At 69.7% G+C, this 16,076-nt stretch carries 19 protein-coding genes; 10 read left to right on the forward strand and 9 right to left on the reverse strand.

Features of this window, described 5'->3' with window-relative positions:
• Positions 1-149: 149 nt before the first annotated feature.
• Complete coding sequence (locus F784_RS0108520) at positions 150-626, reverse strand: hypothetical protein (RefSeq protein ID WP_019586306.1); 477 nt, start codon at positions 624-626, stop codon at positions 150-152.
• Positions 627-730: 104 nt separating this feature from the next.
• On the opposite strand from F784_RS0108520, the gene F784_RS0108525 reads away from it, so the two are divergent.
• Complete coding sequence (locus tag F784_RS0108525; RefSeq protein WP_019586307.1) at positions 731-1,672, forward strand: dienelactone hydrolase family protein; 942 nt, start codon at positions 731-733, stop codon at positions 1,670-1,672.
• Positions 1,673-1,843: 171 nt separating this feature from the next.
• Here the strand turns inward: F784_RS0108525 and F784_RS0108530 are convergent, their stop codons facing one another.
• The 4 genes from F784_RS0108530 to F784_RS0108545 form a co-directional block, all read right to left on the reverse strand.
• Positions 1,844-2,146: a hypothetical protein gene (locus tag F784_RS0108530; RefSeq protein WP_019586308.1), complete on the reverse strand. Its 303-nt coding sequence runs from the start codon at positions 2,144-2,146 to the stop codon at positions 1,844-1,846.
• A gap of 3 nt (positions 2,147-2,149) precedes the next feature.
• Entirely contained in the window at positions 2,150-2,755 is a 606-nt protein-coding gene (locus F784_RS0108535) for a YceI family protein (RefSeq protein ID WP_019586309.1), read from the reverse strand.
• A 153-nt stretch (positions 2,756-2,908) separates the two neighbouring features.
• On the reverse strand, positions 2,909-3,784 hold the full coding sequence (locus F784_RS0108540; protein WP_019586310.1) for a helix-turn-helix domain-containing protein: 876 nt from the start codon (positions 3,782-3,784) through the stop codon (positions 2,909-2,911).
• A 122-nt stretch (positions 3,785-3,906) separates the two neighbouring features.
• Positions 3,907-5,181 carry a uracil-xanthine permease family protein gene (locus F784_RS0108545; RefSeq protein WP_019586311.1) on the reverse strand — a complete coding sequence of 425 codons (1,275 nt, stop codon included), beginning with the start codon at positions 5,179-5,181 and terminating at the stop codon, positions 3,907-3,909.
• A gap of 169 nt (positions 5,182-5,350) precedes the next feature.
• Here F784_RS0108545 and F784_RS0108550 point away from each other — a divergent pair, with 169 nt between their 5' ends.
• Genes F784_RS0108550 through F784_RS0108560 form a run of 3 tightly spaced genes read left to right on the forward strand, consistent with a single transcriptional unit; the run spans position 5,351 to position 6,755 of the window.
• Positions 5,351-5,752, forward strand: coding sequence for a putative dsRNA-binding protein (locus F784_RS0108550; protein WP_019586312.1), 402 nt, complete (start codon positions 5,351-5,353; stop codon positions 5,750-5,752).
• Positions 5,749-6,417 (forward strand): HAD family hydrolase, encoded by a 669-nt coding sequence (locus F784_RS0108555; protein WP_019586313.1) that lies wholly within the window; start codon positions 5,749-5,751, stop codon positions 6,415-6,417. The genes F784_RS0108550 and F784_RS0108555 overlap by 4 nt, the downstream gene beginning before the upstream one ends.
• Positions 6,414-6,755, forward strand: a complete 342-nt coding sequence (locus F784_RS0108560; RefSeq protein ID WP_019586314.1) for a YraN family protein — start codon at positions 6,414-6,416, stop codon at positions 6,753-6,755. The genes F784_RS0108555 and F784_RS0108560 overlap by 4 nt, the downstream gene beginning before the upstream one ends.
• Positions 6,756-6,758: 3 nt before the next feature.
• Here F784_RS0108560 and F784_RS0108565 read toward each other — a convergent pair whose 3' ends face one another.
• Entirely contained in the window at positions 6,759-9,254 is a 2,496-nt protein-coding gene (locus F784_RS0108565; protein WP_019586315.1) for a transglycosylase domain-containing protein, read from the reverse strand.
• A gap of 161 nt (positions 9,255-9,415) precedes the next feature.
• Between F784_RS0108565 and F784_RS0108570 the strand changes: the two genes are divergently transcribed.
• Genes F784_RS0108570 through F784_RS0108580 form a run of 3 tightly spaced genes read left to right on the forward strand, consistent with a single transcriptional unit; the run spans position 9,416 to position 11,740 of the window.
• Positions 9,416-10,300 carry a DUF817 domain-containing protein gene (locus F784_RS0108570; protein WP_019586316.1) on the forward strand — a complete coding sequence of 295 codons (885 nt, stop codon included), beginning with the start codon at positions 9,416-9,418 and terminating at the stop codon, positions 10,298-10,300.
• A gap of 48 nt (positions 10,301-10,348) precedes the next feature.
• Positions 10,349-11,224, forward strand: a complete 876-nt coding sequence (gene ttcA, locus F784_RS0108575) for a tRNA 2-thiocytidine(32) synthetase TtcA (protein WP_019586317.1) — start codon at positions 10,349-10,351, stop codon at positions 11,222-11,224.
• Between the two features lie 6 nt (positions 11,225-11,230).
• On the forward strand, positions 11,231-11,740 hold the full coding sequence (locus tag F784_RS0108580) for a GNAT family N-acetyltransferase (protein WP_019586318.1): 510 nt from the start codon (positions 11,231-11,233) through the stop codon (positions 11,738-11,740).
• A 3-nt stretch (positions 11,741-11,743) separates the two neighbouring features.
• Here the strand turns inward: F784_RS0108580 and F784_RS0108585 are convergent, their stop codons facing one another.
• Together F784_RS0108585 and F784_RS0108590 are read right to left on the reverse strand one after the other, a co-directional pair.
• Positions 11,744-12,571 (reverse strand): DUF72 domain-containing protein, encoded by an 828-nt coding sequence (locus F784_RS0108585; protein ID WP_019586319.1) that lies wholly within the window; start codon positions 12,569-12,571, stop codon positions 11,744-11,746.
• A 54-nt stretch (positions 12,572-12,625) separates the two neighbouring features.
• Positions 12,626-13,039, reverse strand: a complete 414-nt coding sequence (locus F784_RS0108590) for a response regulator (RefSeq protein WP_019586320.1) — start codon at positions 13,037-13,039, stop codon at positions 12,626-12,628.
• 134 nt (positions 13,040-13,173) lie between these two features.
• Here F784_RS0108590 and hisF point away from each other — a divergent pair, with 134 nt between their 5' ends.
• From hisF to F784_RS0108605, 3 genes are read left to right on the forward strand one after another with little or no spacing between them, the layout of a single operon-like run.
• Positions 13,174-13,953 (forward strand): imidazole glycerol phosphate synthase subunit HisF, encoded by a 780-nt coding sequence (gene hisF / locus F784_RS0108595; RefSeq protein WP_019586321.1) that lies wholly within the window; start codon positions 13,174-13,176, stop codon positions 13,951-13,953.
• Entirely contained in the window at positions 13,950-14,606 is a 657-nt protein-coding gene (hisIE, locus tag F784_RS0108600) for a bifunctional phosphoribosyl-AMP cyclohydrolase/phosphoribosyl-ATP diphosphatase HisIE (protein ID WP_019586322.1), read from the forward strand. The genes hisF and hisIE overlap by 4 nt, the downstream gene beginning before the upstream one ends.
• A gap of 32 nt (positions 14,607-14,638) precedes the next feature.
• Positions 14,639-15,388 (forward strand): DUF4394 domain-containing protein, encoded by a 750-nt coding sequence (locus F784_RS0108605; protein ID WP_019586323.1) that lies wholly within the window; start codon positions 14,639-14,641, stop codon positions 15,386-15,388.
• Positions 15,389-15,397: 9 nt separating this feature from the next.
• Here the strand turns inward: F784_RS0108605 and F784_RS0108610 are convergent, their stop codons facing one another.
• Positions 15,398-16,030 (reverse strand): SDR family NAD(P)-dependent oxidoreductase, encoded by a 633-nt coding sequence (locus tag F784_RS0108610; protein ID WP_026332373.1) that lies wholly within the window; start codon positions 16,028-16,030, stop codon positions 15,398-15,400.
• Positions 16,031-16,076 lie beyond the last annotated feature (46 nt).

Here is a 16,076-nt window from a genome sequence, read left to right on the forward strand (position 1 = left end):
GGGCCGGAGCTGGCGACATTCCCCGACTGGCCCGGTGGAATCGCCGGAACAGTGGACGTCGTGGGCATGGTCTGGGCAGCAGAAGGGAGCGTATGGGGCAGCATAAATCCCGGCCCATCGCCGGGGAGCCGCAACTCAGCCGCAGCGTCCTACTGGCGACGGAGTGTACACGTCCCCAGCCGCAGCTCCCTTGCCGCCGCCCGGAGGTCCGCCGGGGTGCGCGCGACGCTCGCCACCGCGAAGGCCTCCTTCAGCCGGGCCGAGACCTCGGGCAGAGGGCCGCTGATCAGGACGCCGGAGAGCGGCGCGCGGGTGCTCCCCAGGGTCACGCAGGCCAGGGCCAGGCCGCCGTTCCCGGCATCGGCGGTGTCCAGGGCGACGAGCGACGGCACCCGCGGGTCGTAGAGCAGGGCGCCGCGGTCGGCGCGGTAGGTCAGCGGTTGGCCCGCCGGGGGCTGGGGTCTCAGACGCAGGACGGTCTGAAACTGCTCGCCGTCGGCCGTCACGCCGTCCAGCCTCCACACCTGACCGGGCTGCACGGGGGAGGCTGGTTGTGAAGCTCCCCCCGAACTCCCCGCCAGGGCAAACGCGAGGGCGAGCAGGAGGGTGGGGGCAGGGGAGCGCATGGCTCAGAGTACGGCGCCCAGGCCCGCCATTCGTGCGCGTCCCTACACCTCACCTCTCCCCTTTCCACTTAACATCGAAAGGGTTACCCATAAAGGAGAGGTGTATGAGCGAGTACCGGCAGGACCTGTTCCGCTACGTGGCCGAGGAGTTCGCCGAGGATTACCGCGAGGGGGAGCTCCCCCGCCGCGAGTTTCTGCGCCGGAGTGTCCTGCTGGGCGGCTCCATCCTGGGGGCGCGGACGCTGCTGGCCTCGCTGGGGGTGCTGGGCGTGAGCGCCGCCGAACTGGCCGAGGCGCAGACGGCCCCGCCGCAGAACGAGCCCGCCCAGAATGTCTATCAGGTCGCGCCCGACGACCCTTCCATCGAGGCGGGGGCCGTCACCTACGAGGCGCTGGGCCGCACCAACTTCGCCTACCTGGCCCGCCCGAAGGGGGTGGCGAGCGCCCCCATCGTGATGGTGATTCATGAGAACCGGGGCCTCCAGCCGCATATTCAGGACGTGACCCGCCGCGTCGCCAAGGCCGGGTACATCGGGCTGGCCCCCGATTTCGTCTCGCCCGAGGGCGGGACGGCGAAGTTCACCGACACCGCCCAGATCTCCGCCTTCATCGCCCGCACCCCGGCCGAGGCCCACGTCGCGCACGGGCTGGAGGCAGTGAAGTTCCTGAAGGCCCAGCCGGGCGCGCAGGCGGAGCGCTTCGGAATGGTCGGTTTTTGCTGGGGCGGCGGCATGACCTGGCGGATGGCGACGCTGCTGCCCGACCTGAAGGCCGCCGTGCCCTTCTACGGCCCGTCGCCGTCCTTCGAGGACATCCCCAAGATCAGGGCGGCGGTGCTGGGCATCTACGGCGGGCTCGACAACCGCATCACCTCGAACGCGGCGGCGACAGACGCGGCCCTCACCGCGGCGGGCGTCAAGCACCAGTTCCTGATCTACCCGGGGGCCAACCACGCCTTCCACAACGACACCGGGCAGAACTACAAGCGCGACGCGGCCGAGAATGCCTGGGCGACCACCCTGGTCTGGCTGGGGGGAAATCTGTAGGCGGGGACAGCCGAGAGGGCCACATCTTGTCCTGGATGTGGCCCTCTTGCCGCGCGTGTTCTAAAGTCAGCCCGTTCGGCGACGCGCCCAGTTCCAAAGCCCTCCGAAGAGCAGCAGCGCGGCGACGGAGGCCCCCACGACGAGGTTTCGCACCAGCTCCACCGTCTTGACCTAGAGGGGGTAGACGCCGTTCTCGCGCAGGTAGGTCTCGCTGAGGTACCGCACGCCGTCCTGGCTCTGGCCGGGCAGGAAGGCCCCCGCGTCGCGCACGATAAGCCGCTGGGGGGAGCCGATAGGCGTGCCCGGGCTTTCCGTGTCACCGAAGAGGGCGCCCACTGCCCCGGCAGGCTCGACACGCTGGACCAGGGCCGCGTCCCGCAGCAAGACCGCGCTGACCACCAGGCTCAGCACCAGCGCGACGAGCGCCAACACGGTAAAGACGCCCGCGACCCGGCGCAGGAGGGCAGGCCGCACGCCCTACCCGTCGCTGGCGACGAAGCGCACCGAGATCGCCAGCTCGTCGTTCACGCGGCCCGAGGTGATCTGCCCGTTCTTCACGCCGAAATCGCTGAGCTTCACGTTGAACTTGGTGCTGACCGCCAGCACGTTGCCCTTGAGACCGGCCGCCTTCGTGCTGTCGCCTGCGGGTGTGTAGCGCACAGTCGCGTCCGCCGTCACGGGCTTCGTGATCCCGTTCAGGGTGAGGTTCCCCGTCACCCGGTACTGGTCGCCGCTCACGCGGGTGACGCGGGTCGCGGTGAACTTCACCTGGGGCGCCCTGTCGAAGTTCAGCCACGCGGCCGAGCGCATGTGCCCGTTGCGCGTGGCGATGCCGGTGTCGATGCTCGCGCCGTCGATGACGACCGTGCCGCTCCCGGTTCGTGCCACGGGGTCGAAGGTGAGCGTTCCGCTGATCTTGTTCGTGCGGCCCGTGAAGTTCTCGACGGCCGTCTCGCTCTCGACGGTCATCACGTTGGCGTTCTCGGCGCTGCTCACCACCTCGAACTTGGCGGGCGCGGCGCCCGCGGCGGCCAGGGACAGGACGGCGAGGGACAGCAGGCGGGCGGTGTAGGTCTTGTGCATGACAGGCCTCCTTGCCGGGCATGCCCGGTGGACCGGGCTCACTCGTTTCGCTTCAGGAGCGGACTTCACGGGAGGCGGGAAACAGGCTCCCCCCCTTTCCCACGCTACAGGCGGGCTCTAGCGGGGGGAATGCTGGGATGGGACGGCGCCATGTCATTTTCTCCCGGCCTGCTCCTCCGGCCTCCCCTCGCGGAAGGCCTGGGGGGAGAGGCCTGTCGCCGCCTTGAACGACCGGCTGAAGTGAAAGGGGTCCGCGAAGCCGAGCTGCCCCGCGATCTCCTTCACGCTCGCGCCCGTGAAGCTCAGCAGCCTCCGGGCCTCCAGGGTCCGGCGGTCCTGAATGACCTCCTTGGCGGTCTTGCCCAGCGCCGCGCGGGTGAGCCGGGAAAGCCCCTTGGGTGAGAGGTTCAGCGCCCGGGCGTAGCGCCCCACGTCGTGCCAGGCGGTGAAGTGGCGCTCCAGCAGCGTGAGGACCCGGGGCAGGTCGGGCGCGCCCTTCACATGGTCCACGTCGGCGGCCCGAACCGCGCGCCACACGAGCACCAGCAGGGCCTCGACCAGGGGGCGCAGCAGCCGGACGTCTCCCCCGCCCCGCACCCGCTCGTACTCGCCCGCCAGCAGCTCCAGCAGGGCCAGCGCCTGGCCCTGCAGCTCCGGCCCCACCGGGACCGCCTGATCGCCGGGCGCGTAGTTGAACAGCAGTTGCCCCGCCGCGGCGCCCGGCGTGCCCGCCAGCAGGTCCTCGGTAAAGGACACCACGAAGGCGCCGAAACCCTGCCCGTCCACGAAGGCGTGAACCTGCCCCCGCGCAATCAGACTGACGCTGGGCGCCCGCAGCTCGATCAGCCGCCCGTCGATGGTGTGCCGGGCCTGCCCCGAGTGGACCCAGAGGATTTCCTGAAAGTCGTGCCGGTGGGGCCGGAAGATCTGGCCGGGGGCGCTCGCCCAGCCCTCCAGCCGCTCCACGACGATAGGCAGCGCCTGGTCCTTGAGCGGCACGTACTGGACGGAGGAGGAGGGGGGGGTCATCACGGGCCTGGTTCCACCTTAATCGGCGCCCAGGAGAGGACCGTTAGGACGGCTACGGGGGAGGCGGGAAAAGAGGAGGGGCCGCCCAACCCAACGCGAGCGGCCCCCCTCACTTCCCACCCTCAGTGGATAACTCGCTCCGCCTCCGTGGGCACCCCATCTACCTCGGCCCTCTGGGCGGGCAGGAGGAGGTTCGCCACGATGCCCACCACGGCGGCGAGCGCCATGCCTGAGAGGGTCAGCGTCGTGCCCCCCACCGCGATGGGAAAGGCCGCCCCGCCCAGCCCCAGCACCAGGATCAGGCTTACCACGATCAGGTTGCGGGAATGCGCGAAGTCGATCCTCGCCTCGGCCAGGGTGCGGATGCCCACGGAGGCGATCATGCCGAAGAGCAGGATGGAGACGCCGCCCAACACGCCCTGGGGCAGACTCTTCAGGACGGCGGCCAGCTTGGGCGAGCAGCCGAAGAGGATGGCGAACACGGCACCAATGCGGAGAATGGCCGGGTCGTACACCCGCGTCAGCGCCAGCACCCCCGTGTTCTCGGCGTAGGTAGTCGCCGCGGGCCCACCCAGCGCGGCGCTGCTCATGTTGGCGATCCCGTCCGCGAAGAGGGTGCGGCTCAGCCCTGGGTTTTGCAGGAAGTTCTGCCCTACGACCCGGCCGTTCACAATCACGTCGCCCACATGCTCGATAAAGGTCACGACGGCGACGGGCGCGATGATGGCGACCGCCCGCCAGTCCAACGCGGGCGCGTGGAAATCGGGCAGCCCCAGCAGCGGCGCGGCGCCAATCGCGTTCAAGGCTTCACTCCCGATCTGCCCGGTGGCGAGCGCGACGAGGTAGCCGACCACCACGCCGATCAAGATGGGGATCATGCGGAAGAGCCCACGCCCGTACACGCTGGCGACCACGGCGGCGGCGAGCGTGACGAGGGCCAGCCACCAGTTCGTCTTCGCCTCGTTCACGGCGACGCTGCTCAGCCCCAGCCCGATCACGATGATGACGGGGCCGGTGACGACCGGGGGAAACACCCGCAGCAGCCGGTCCGTGCCGAAGAGTTTCACCAGCCCGCTGAACAGCAGGTACATCGCCCCGGCGGCGATCAATCCGCCCGCCGCCGCGCCCGGCCCCATCTCCTTGACGACGAGCGCGGTCGGCGCGATGAAGGCGAAGCTGGAGCCCAGGAAGATGGGCACCCGGCCCCCGGTGAGCAGGTGGAAGATCAGGGTGGCGAGCCCGGCCCCGAAGAGGGCCACGCTGGGCGAGAGGCCCACCAGAATGGGCACGAGCACCGTCGCCCCGAACATGGCGATGGCGTGCTGCACGCCGAGAACCAGGCGGCGCTCCGGGCGAGTCGGGCTGGGGGGCGGGGCGGCGGGGACGGTCTGGGTCATGGGGCCTCCGGGCAGGGGGTCGCCGCAGGCCACCGGGAGGGCAGACTAGGGCGTGCTCCTTCTCCGGGGGCCGAGCATACCGCCTGCCGGTTCCGGATAAATGGGGCGCGCGGGAGCATTCGTGCGGCCAGGGGGACGAGGGCCCTCCCCGTGTTCTACGCTGGGGGCCATGAACCCCAAGGGAGACCTGATCGCGCGACTCCAGGCGCTGGGCCTGGGCACGCCGACCTTCGACGCCACGGCGGACGGCCCGCCCCACGACCGGCTGTTTCGCGTGACTGTCTCGGCGGGTGGCCGGGCACTCGGCCAGGGCGAGGGCCGCTCCAAGCGCGACGCCGAGCGCGCGGCAGCGGAGGTGGCCCTGCAAACGCTCGACACCGACCGGGATGGCGGGGGCGTGGCGCGGTCGGGGGGCCGCTGGCCCATCTACGCGGCAGTGCTGGAGGGCGCGCTGGAGACGGCCCTCGAACTCGCCCCGGAGGACGCTGGCCTGGACGACGTGCGCCGCGACGCCGCCCGGCTCTACCGGGACCTGCTCGCTGAGCTGGGGCACGGGCCGGAGGAGGCGTGAGCCTCACACTCCCCGCCCGCCCCGCCGGGGTGCTATTCGACATGGACGGGGTGCTGACAAGCAACAACGTCTTTCACCGCCAGGCCTGGCTGGAGGTCGCCGCCGAGGTGCTGAGCCTGACGCTCACCGACCACGACCTCGACACCAAGGTGGACGGGGGCCGTAACCCCGAGATCATCGAGCGGCTGACGGGCACGTACCCGGACGAGGTGTTGATCCGGCGTTTCCATGAAGCGAAGGAGGGCCGCTACCGCACCCTGGCCCAGGGGGCGCTGCGCGAGGTCGCGGGCCTGAGCGCCTACCTCGACGCGCTGGAGGAACGGGGCGTCCCCTTCGCGCTCGTCACGAGTGCCGACGCGGTGAACGTGGAGTTCGGGATGGCGGCGCTGGGGTTCGGTTCACGCTTCGGGCCGCGGGTGCTGGGCGAACACGTCACCCGCGGCAAGCCGCACCCGGAACCCTTCGAGCGGGGCGCGGCGCTGCTGGGCCTGGACCCACGGGACTGCCTGGCCCACGAGGATGCGGTGAATGGGGTCCTCAGCGCGGCGGGGGCGGGCTGCACGGTCGTGGCCCTGACGACCACCTCCCCTGCGGAGAAGCTGCTCGCGGCGGGCGCGTCACTCGCGGTGCCCGACTTCACCGCTTGGCATGAGTGGCTGACGTGAAGGGTGCCGATGCTGAAGCACGCGCCGCCGCCCACCTGGAGACGCTGGGGCGGGAGGTCCTGGCGCGCAACTACCGCATCCCGGGGGGCGAGATCGATCTGGTCAGCCGCGAGGGTGGAATGCTCGTCTTCACTGAGGTGCGGCAGCGGCGCAATGCCCGCTACGGCAGCGCCGCCGAGAGCGTCACCGCGCGCAAGCTCGGCCTGATGCGGCGCGCTGCCCTCAATTACCTTGTCCGTGAGCATGGGCGCGACGACCTGCCCTGCCGCCTGGAGGTTCTGACCATCGACGGACCGGCACACACGGGGACGCTCACGCTGATCCCCTTGGACGGGTAGCGGTCAGAAGGTGGGGGCCGTCTCGGGGGGACTGCTCTCGCTGCTCGTGTCCGGCTGACTGCCGTCCTGGGAGAACCCATCGGGCGAGACGGGCGTGTCGCCATCCTCCTCGGGGAGCGGTTCGGGGAGGGGCTGCGGCTCGGCAGGGGCCGGTTCCGGCGCGATGTCGATGGAGGAACTGTCGTCGGGAAGGGGCTCGGCCGGGGGAGCTTCAGGCTCACTTGACGTGAAGGAATCGTCCGTCTTCGGCTCAGCCGTGCCGCCCTCCTGGGGCGCCGGGTTCTCCTGCGGGGCGGCGTATGGGTCCCCGGGGGGGATGCCGTCGATGGCCGGGTCCACGGGCACCGCGTTCAGGTCGAGGGAAGGCACCTCCCCAGCCGGAGCGTCTTGCGGGGGCACCTCGGTCACGGGGTCAGGCTGGGGAGCGGGGTCGGGCTCCGGCTGGGGGGCCGGGGCGGGCGCACGGTCTCGACGGCTGAAGAAGCCGCCTCCCTCACTGTTGCCGCTGCCGTCGCGGGCGGTCTGCTCCGCGTCGGCCTCCTCCTCGCGGAAGGCCATCTCGACGCGGCGCACCACCCGGTAGGTGATGCCGCCGGGCTCCGTGAAGCTCTGGCGCGGCTGCCCGGCGAGCGCCCCCGCCACCGCCCGCTGCCAGACGGGGGTGGGAATCTCGCCGCTGTAGGCCCAGCCCGGCAGCGCGCCGCCCGCCTGCTTGCCGACCCAGACCGCCCCGCTGATCGTGGGCGTGACCCCGGCGAACCACAGGTCCTTCACGTCGTTGGTCGTGCCCGTCTTGCCGCCCACCTCCCGGCCGGGAATCCGCGCCCGGGTGGCTAGGCCGCCCTCGGCGGGGGTGAGGTCGTTCACCACGCCGCGGATCATGTCCAGCCCCAGCCAGGCGGTGCGCTCGTCCCACACTCTCTTGCCCTGCGGATTAGGGCGGCTGTAGAGCACCTGCCCCCGGTCATCCTCCACCCGGCGCACCAGGGTGGGCGCGTAGTAGAGACCACCGTTAGCAAAAGGGGCATAGGCGGCGGCCATCTGGAGCGGGCTCGCCTCCAGCGTGCCGATGCTCAGGGACAATCCGGCGTTCGGCGGCGGGTCGAGCCCCAGCTCGCGCAACTTGGTCTCGAAATTGGAGAGCCTCACCTCCTGCGCGATGCGGACGGTGGGGAGGTTCAGGCTGTGGTCGAGCGCGTACCGCATGGTGACGTAGCGACCCGTCCAGCGCCCGTCGTAGTTCTGCGGCTGGTAGTCGCCCGTCAGCGGCGCGTCGAGTACGGTGTCGCTCTGCTTCCAGCCCTTTTCGAGCGCCAGGGTGTACAGCAACGGCTTGATCGAGCTGCCCACTTGCCGCCGCGCCTGGACGGCGTTGTTCCAGTCGGAGGGCCGTCCGCCCGTCAGCTTCTGGCCGACCAGCGCGAGAACCTCCCCATTTTTCGGGCTGACGAGCGCCAAGCCCAGGGTCGCCCCATCGGGGAGCTGAGCATTCAAACTCGCCCGCTCGGACGCCTCCTGCGCCCCGAGGTCCAGCGCCGTGTAGACCTTGCCCCCGCCGAACAGCGCCTTACGCCCGATCTTGGGGATCAGTTCGCGCTCGACCGCCTGCAGGTAGTGAAAGGCCGACTGCACCGGGGGTGGCGGCATGTTCTCCTGGAGCCGTTCGGGCCGCTCCAGCACGGCGCTGCGGACAGTACCGTCCTCGTTCCAGCCCAGGCGCCAGCCCGCCGGGTAGATCGGGGTGCGCCACGCAGCGTCCGCCTCCGCCTTCGTGACCCGCCCGTCCTCCACCATGCGGTCGAGCAGGTTCCGCATCAGCGGGCGGTACGCCTTGAAGTCCTTGTACCGCTTGTTGGGCGCGGGCACGATGGTCGTGAGGTACACGCTCTCGGCGAGGTTGAGGTCGGCAGCACTCTTGCGGAAATACGCCCGCGCCGCCGTCCCCGCCCCGATGATGTCGCTGCGCCCCCCGTCGCCCCAGTAGATGACGTTCAGGTAGGCGTTGAGAATCTGGTCCTTGGTGAAGCTGCGCTCCAGCTGGTAGGCGAGCACCGCCTCCTTGAACTTGCGCTCGGGGGTGCGCGCACTCTTGAGGTCGGAGAGCAGCGTGTTCTTCACGACCTGCTGGGTGATGGAGGAACCACCCTCCAGGTCGTTCTCGAAGATGCCCTTCAGGAGCCCGCGCGCAATCCCGATGTAATCGACCCCGTGATGCTCGAAGAAGCGGCGGTCCTCACTCGTCACCATGGCCTTTTGCAGCCAGGGGCTGATCTCGTTGAGCTTCAGGAGGTCGCGGTTCACGCCCTCGCCGCTGCCCAGGCTGGGGGTCAGGGTGCCGACCAGCGTCCCCTGGCGGTCGTACACCCGGGTCTTGCCGCTGAATTCCAGCACGTCGAGATCCTGCACGCTGGGCAGGTCGCGCCCCCAGGCCCACCACATCGCCCCGGCGCCCGCCACGCCCAGCAGGAGGAGCACGCCCAGGCCAGTGAAGAACCGCATGGCCCTCACTTTAACGGCCTTTCATGTGGCCTCTGGGGGCGGGGCTCACGGTCGGTGGGGAGGAGGGCAGGCATTCTGCCTTCAACCTACCGGCTCCCCGGCGCCCCATCGTCCGCCTTTGGCATGACGCGCCCCGGGGTGGGGAGGGCCAGGCTGAGACCATGTCCGCCCCCGCCCTTCCGCGCCGGGCTGCCCGGTTCTGGCCCCAACTCTGGCGGTTCACTCTGGGGCAGGCAGCGTGCTGCACCTTTGCCTTCGCGGTGGTGGGCCTGCTCGCGCTGTCGCAGGCACTGCCGCTGGGGGCGTGGGGGCTGGCCCGCTACGACTTCCTGCTGTTGGGCTGCCTGCTTGTGCAGGGGGCGCTGCTCGCCCTGCGCTTCGAGACGCCGCGCGAGGCCGGGGTCATCCTGCTGTTTCACGCGTTGGGCTTCACGCTGGAGGCCTTCAAGGTCGCCCACGGGAGCTGGGCCTATCCGGAGGACGCGCTGAGCAAGCTGCTGGGCGTGCCGCTCTACGCGGGCTTCATGTACGTGAGCGTCGGCAGCTATATGGCCCAGGCCTGGCGGCGGTTTGGCCTGACCCTGGAGAAGGCCCCACCCCTACGCGTTCAAGGTGGGCTGGCAACGGTGGCTTATCTGAACTTCTTCACGCACCACCTGGGGCCGGACCTGCGCTACGCGGTCACGGCGGCGCTGCTGCTCGCGTACCGCCGGACGAGGGCGGCCTTCACCGTAGGGCAGGAGCGGTACGAGATGCCGCTGGGCCTCGCCTTCGCCCTGATCGGCGGCTTCGTCTTCCTGGCCGAGAACGCCGCGACCCGGCTGGGAGCCTGGGTCTACCCGCACCAATCGGGCGGCTGGCAGCCCGTCCACGTCGCCAAGTGGCTGGCCTGGACCCTGATGGTGGTCGTTGCCTTCCTGATCGTGTCGGGATTGAAACGCTGGGAGGAACGGGGGCGGACGGCGCCGGGTGAAGCTGCCGCCACTCCTCCCCCCTCCCCCGCAAAGGTTGCCGCCGCCCCGCAGCCTTTCCGCGATTTACCCTAGCATGGCGTTCTGCCCGCCCATGCGGGAGAGCCAGAAAAGCGAGTCCCCATGACCCACACCCTCACACCGGAGACGCAACGCCTCTTTTCCACCCTCGTCAGGGGCGCCGCCCAGGCCATCACCGACTACCGCATGATCGAGGACGGTGACCGCGTCATGGTCTGCCTCTCGGGCGGCAAGGACAGCTATACCCTGCTCGACCTCCTGCTGCACCTGCAAAAGCGGGCGCCCATCGACTTCGAAATTGTCGCCGTGAACCTCGACCAGGGCCAGCCGGGCTTTCCCACCCACGTGCTGCCCGAGTACCTGACGCGCCTGGGCGTGCGGCACGACATCCTGACCCAGGACACCTACTCCATCGTCAAGGAGAAGGTGCCGGAGGGCAAGACGACCTGCTCGCTGTGCAGCCGCCTGCGCCGGGGCATCCTGTACGCCCACGCCCGCAAGATCGGCGCGACGAAGATCGCGCTGGGGCACCACCGCGACGACATCCTCGAAACGCTGTTCATGAACATGTTCTTCGGCGCGCGGCTCAAGGCCATGCCCCCCAAGCTGCAATCGGACGACGGGACGAATGTAGTGATCCGGCCGCTGGCCTATCTTGCGGAGCGGGACATCGAGCGGTACGCGGTGGCGAGGGGCTTTCCCATCATCCCCTGCAACCTCTGCGGCAGTCAGGAGAACTTACAGCGCAAGGTCGTGGGCGAGATGCTGGAAGGCTGGGAGCGGGAGCACCCGGGCCGTCTCCAGAACATCCTGCGCTCGCTGACGCGCGTGACGCCCAGCCACCTCCTCGACCGCGACCTCTTCGACTTCGCCTCGCTGAGCGTCACTCCCGCCGAGGGCGACCGGGGCTTTGACGGCGAGGAGTACCCGGAGCGCGAGTTCCTGGCCGGGCTGAGCGAGATGCGGATGTTAGGTTGAGGCGAAATGCGCCAGACCATCCTCACCACGCCGCGCCTGACCCTCACCACCTGGGAGGACGGCGACCTCGCGCAGTTCCACGCGCTGCACGCCGACCCCGCGACCATGCGGTATTTCGCCTCCGGCCCCTATGACGAGGTGCGCTCTGCTGAGCGCCTGACTGACTTCCAGCGCGAGCAGGCCGAGTGGGGCTGGACGAAATGGCGGGTACAGGACAGCGGCGGGAGGACGGTGGGCCGCGGCGGCTTTGGTCTGTACGACGGGACACACCGCGAACTGGGTTATCTCCTTCTCCCCGAGTTGTGGGGACAGGGCCTGGCAACAGAACTCGCCCAGGCGCTTGTCGCGTGGCACGGCGCGCATCCCGACTCCCGGTTAAGCCGCAACCTCCTCGGCTTCGCGCACGCGGACAACCGCGCCAGTCGCCGGGTGCTGGAGAAGGTGGGCTTTACCCCCACGCATGAAGGAGACTGGCAGGGGCAACCCCACGCCTTTTACGTGCGGTCCGCAGACTGACCTTCAGATCAGCCGACCCTCGTCCCCCGGGTCGGGCGTCTGCACCGGCACCCCGCGCGCATTCAAGGCCTCCCGCAGCATGGGGATGTTCTTCAGCGCATGGCCCTTCGTCGTGTTCTGGAAAAACACGTACAGCTCGGACAGATCATCCGCCACCAGCGCGATCTTCTCCGCCCACTCGTCCATCTCGGCCCGGTTGTAGAGGTAGTCGTGGCGCTCGGCGGCGCTCTGGCCCTCCCACCAACTGCCCTTGTTGCGGCCGTGCAATCGGAGGTAGCCCACGTCGGTCGTGACGTGGACCTGCGGCTCGGGCATCCCGCCAACCGGGGGGTAGTCGGGGCTGACCCAGATCAGGCCGTACTCCGCCATCCCCTCGCGGACCTCCGGCTTGTCCCACGAGGCGTGCCTCAGCTCGACGGCGAGTTCATGCCCGGCGAAACGCTCGGCCAGGCCCAGCAGGTACTTGCGGTTATCCGCGGTGCGGTGGAAGGAGTACGGGAACTGGGCGAGGTAGGGACCCAGCAGCCCCGCGTCGGCCAGGGGGCCGGGGCTTTGCAGCATCCGGTCGTAGTCGGCGTCGGCGGGGGCGCGGTCGTGGGTGAAGACCTTGTTGAGCTTGACGGCGAAGCGGGTGCGTCCGGCCGACTTGCGGGCCATGCCCTCGAAGGCTTTGAGGCCGGGAATGGCGTAGAAGGAGGAGTTCAGCTCGACGGCGTCGAAGTACCGCGAGTACGTCTCCAAGTAAGCGTCCTTCTTCACGCCCTCGTAGATCAGGCCGGGGGCCGCCCAGTCGTCGTTGGTGTAACCGCCGCAACCGATCCATACGCGCATGGGGGCAGCGTAACGCGGTGGCGTGAGCCGGGACCCGAAAGGTAAAGGCGGCCTTCAGCCCACACGGGGGTGGCGGTTCAGGTGCGCCCAGAAGGCCGTGATGGTCCGCACCGCCTCGCGGAACTGGGTGAAGTCCATCGGCTTGATCACGTAGGCGCTCGCGCCGTGGGCATAGCTCTCGCGGATGTCGCGGTCCTCACCGCTGGTGGTGAGCATCACGACGGGAATAGCGCGGGTGGTGTCGTTGCCGCGCACGGCATCGAGCACCGCGAGCCCGTCAATCTGGGGCATCTTGAGGTCGAGCAGGATCAGATCGGGCAGCGGGGCCGGGCCGCGCAGAAGGGCGATGGCCTCCCGCCCCCCCACCGCGACCAGCACCTCGTGGTCGCCGCTGTCCTGAAAGGCGTTCAGGGCCAGTTCCACGTCGTGCGGGTTGTCGTCTACCAGCAGAATACGCCGCCGCTCCACCGGACCCCTCCTCCCCCCGTCTCCCCCAGCCTGCACGCTGGATATGAAGATTTCCTCAATTCTGACGGCCCAGGTGTGACCAGGCCATGTTCACTCGACCGTAACGGGACGGGAAGCCGCTCTAGACTGCCACCATGTTGACGAAGCGCATCATCCCGTGCCTGGACGTGCAAAACGGGCGGGTGGTCAAGAACGTGCGGTTTTTCGAGGACCACCGCGACGCGGGCGATCCCCTGACACTCGCCCGGGCCTACGAGGCGCAGCAGGCCGACGAGCTGGTGTTCTACGACATCACCGCCACGCACGAGGGCCGCTCTCTCATGCTCGACGTGGCCGCCCGGGTCGCCGAGCAGGTGATGATGCCGCTGACGGTGGGCGGCGGGGTGAACGCCGTCTCGGACTTCCGGCAACTCCTTATGGCGGGGGCGGACAAGGTCAGCGTGAACAGCGGGGCCGTGCGGCGCCCGGAGGTGATCCGCGAGGCGTCCGATCACTACGGCGCCCAGTGCGTGGTGCTGAGCATCGACGCCAAGCGGTGCCCGAACGGCGAGGGCTGGACGGTCCACGTGGGCGGGGGCCGGATCGACACCGGCCTCGACCTGCTGGAGTGGGCCGAGCGGGGCCAATCTCTCGGGGCGGGCGAAATCTGCCTGAACGTGATGGACGCCGACGGCACCCGGGCGGGCTTCGACCTGGAGGCCACCCGCGCCGTCGCCTCTGCGGTGGACCTGCCCGTGATCGCCTCGGGCGGGGCAGGGAAACTGGAGGACTTCCGCAACGTGCTGACAGAGGGCCAGGCCGACGCCGCCCTTGCTGCCAGCGTCTTTCACTTCGGGGAACTCACCGTGCCGCAGGTCAAGACGTATCTGAAGGGCCAGGGCCTGCCCGTACGCCCGGAATGGAGGGACCTGTGACGGGGCTGGACGATCTCAAGTTCGGCACGGACGGCCTGATTCCCGTCGTGACCCAGGATGCCCGAACGGGCGCGGTGCTGATGCAAGCGTATGCGGATCGTGCGGCCGTGCAACGTACGTTGGATACCCGCGAGGCCACCTACTACAGCCGCTCCCGGGCGGAGCAGTGGGTCAAGGGGTCGACGAGCGGGCACACGCAGCACGTCGTGTCCGTCTCCCTCGACTGCGACGGCGACAGCGTGCTGTACCGGGTCGAGCAGACCGGCCCGGCGTGCCACACGGGCGAATACTCCTGCTTCCACCGACCACTCCTCGGGGAAGAGGCGACGGACACGGGGCTGGACGGCACTCTGGAGCGCGTCTACACAACGGTTGCCGAACGGCTCGCCACCCTGCCCGAGAACAGCTACGTGGCTCGGCTGCACGCCGGAGGCCTGGACCGCGTGCTGAAAAAGATCAGCGAGGAGGCGGGCGAGGTGCTGCTCGCTGCGAAGAACGGGGACCGGGCCGAACTCGCCACCGAGGCCGCCGACCTCTTCTTCCACACTCTGTTCGCAATGGCCGAGCTGGGTGTCTCCCCCGCCGATGTGGCCGCCGTATTGCGGACGCGCGAGGGCAAAAGCGGGCTGAAGGGGCCGAAGGAGGTGGGGTAAGCCCCGTCGTTACCCCTCCGCCCTCGGGCCGGATGGCCTACGGGCTGGATGCCCAGGGGCGGCTCGTCACCTTCGGCCTCGACAACGCCTCCGTCAGCGTGACGACCCGGGCACTGACCGGCCTGGGCGTGGGCGATACCCTGGTGGACCTCGACGTGTTCAGCAAGGACGGCGCGCTGTACGCCCTCACCGACACGGGCAAGCTCAACCGGGTGGACCCGGCCACGGGCGCCCTGACGCTCAACACGAGCGGGAGCCTGGGCGCCCCCCACGCCATGGACTTCAACCCGGCAGCCCTGCGCCTGCGCGTCTTCAGCACCGGGGACATGAACTACCGCCTGACGCCCGCCACGGGCTCTTCCACCGACGGCGCGGTCACGGACGACGACATGCTCATGTACGCGGCGACCGACGTGGGTGCGGGCAAGAACCCCAACCTCGTCGCGGCGGCGTACACGAACTCCTTCCAGGGTTACCAGTCGGTGATGGCCGACTTCAACCCGCCCACCACCCTGTACTCGGTCAATGCCGACCTCGACACCATGGTCACGCACACGGTCGGCCCGGCCTTCAGCACCCTGAACACGGTGGGAGCCCTGGGTGTGGATGCGGGCGCCGAGATGACGGGCTTTGACATCGCGGGGACGAACGAGGCGTACCTCACCACCAGTAACGGCACGAACACCACGCTGAATCTGAGCACCGGCAGGGCCACCCTGAAGGGCACGATCAATGGGGTCGCGCTCAGGGCTTTCGCAGTCATGCTCTCCCCCCGCTTGTAGGTCAGGAAGTTATTGCCCCACCCACAGCTCATTCTGCGTGGGACCGGAGCGGTCAGCCGCGATGGCGGTGCCCACGACTTCCGGCGGGAGGGCTCCCCGCGGAACCCGGCCCACCTGGCCCCACAGCGGCGTGTCCACAGCCGGAGGCAGGACCAGCGTGATCCCGACTCCCCGCGCCTCCAGCCGGGCCACCTCGGCGGCGCGGCTCAGGGCGGCCTTGCTCGCCGCGTACTGCGAAAAGCCCCGCGCGGTGACGAGTTCAGGCCGGGCGCCGAGCAGATACACCCGTCCCCCGGGCGCCATCCGCCCCAGCCCATGCTTGAGGACCCACAGCGCCCCGAAGTAGTTGGCGTTCCACACGGCGCGCACGGTGGCGGGTTCCGCTTCGGCCAGCGGGCCGGGTAGCGCGGTCCCGGCAGCATAGACGAGGGTGTCCAGCCCATTGACCTCCTCCAGCAGCGCCCGCACGTGGCTCTCGTAGGCGAGGTCGGCGATTCGGCTTTGAGCCCCCAGTTCCGAGGCCAACGCTTCCAGCCTCGCCGAGTCCCGCCCGCTGAGGGTCAGCCGCGCGCCTCCTGCCGCAAAAGCCCGCGCCGTCGCCCTGCCGATGCCCCCGGTGGCCCCCACGATGAGCGTGTTCATCCCGGGCAGCAGACCATGCCAGGGTCGGCGGGACGGTAGGCTCAGG

The organism is Deinococcus apachensis DSM 19763, assembly GCF_000381345.1.
Lineage (GTDB): Bacteria > Deinococcota > Deinococci > Deinococcales > Deinococcaceae > Deinococcus > Deinococcus apachensis.

Coding starts and splice junctions, on each gene's coding strand:
- F784_RS0108565 (WP_019586315.1), bottom strand. CDS start 9,254: ATGCGGTTCTTCACTGGCCTGGGCGTGCTCCTCCTGCTGGGCGTGGCG.
- F784_RS0108550 (WP_019586312.1), top strand. CDS start 5,351: ATGAACCCCAAGGGAGACCTGATCGCGCGACTCCAGGCGCTGGGCCTG.
- F784_RS0108585 (WP_019586319.1), bottom strand. CDS start 12,571: ATGCGCGTATGGATCGGTTGCGGCGGTTACACCAACGACGACTGGGCG.
- F784_RS0108545 (WP_019586311.1), bottom strand. CDS start 5,181: ATGACCCAGACCGTCCCCGCCGCCCCGCCCCCCAGCCCGACTCGCCCG.
- F784_RS0108580 (WP_019586318.1), top strand. CDS start 11,231: ATGCGCCAGACCATCCTCACCACGCCGCGCCTGACCCTCACCACCTGG.
- F784_RS0108605 (WP_019586323.1), top strand. CDS start 14,639: ATGGCCTACGGGCTGGATGCCCAGGGGCGGCTCGTCACCTTCGGCCTC.
- F784_RS0108525 (WP_019586307.1), top strand. CDS start 731: ATGAGCGAGTACCGGCAGGACCTGTTCCGCTACGTGGCCGAGGAGTTC.
- F784_RS0108540 (WP_019586310.1), bottom strand. CDS start 3,784: ATGACCCCCCCCTCCTCCTCCGTCCAGTACGTGCCGCTCAAGGACCAG.
- F784_RS0108535 (WP_019586309.1), bottom strand. CDS start 2,755: ATGCACAAGACCTACACCGCCCGCCTGCTGTCCCTCGCCGTCCTGTCC.
- F784_RS0108520 (WP_019586306.1), bottom strand. CDS start 626: ATGCGCTCCCCTGCCCCCACCCTCCTGCTCGCCCTCGCGTTTGCCCTG.
- hisF (WP_019586321.1), top strand. CDS start 13,174: ATGTTGACGAAGCGCATCATCCCGTGCCTGGACGTGCAAAACGGGCGG.
- F784_RS0108570 (WP_019586316.1), top strand. CDS start 9,416: ATGTCCGCCCCCGCCCTTCCGCGCCGGGCTGCCCGGTTCTGGCCCCAA.
- ttcA (WP_019586317.1), top strand. CDS start 10,349: ATGACCCACACCCTCACACCGGAGACGCAACGCCTCTTTTCCACCCTC.
- F784_RS0108610 (WP_026332373.1), bottom strand. CDS start 16,030: ATGAACACGCTCATCGTGGGGGCCACCGGGGGCATCGGCAGGGCGACG.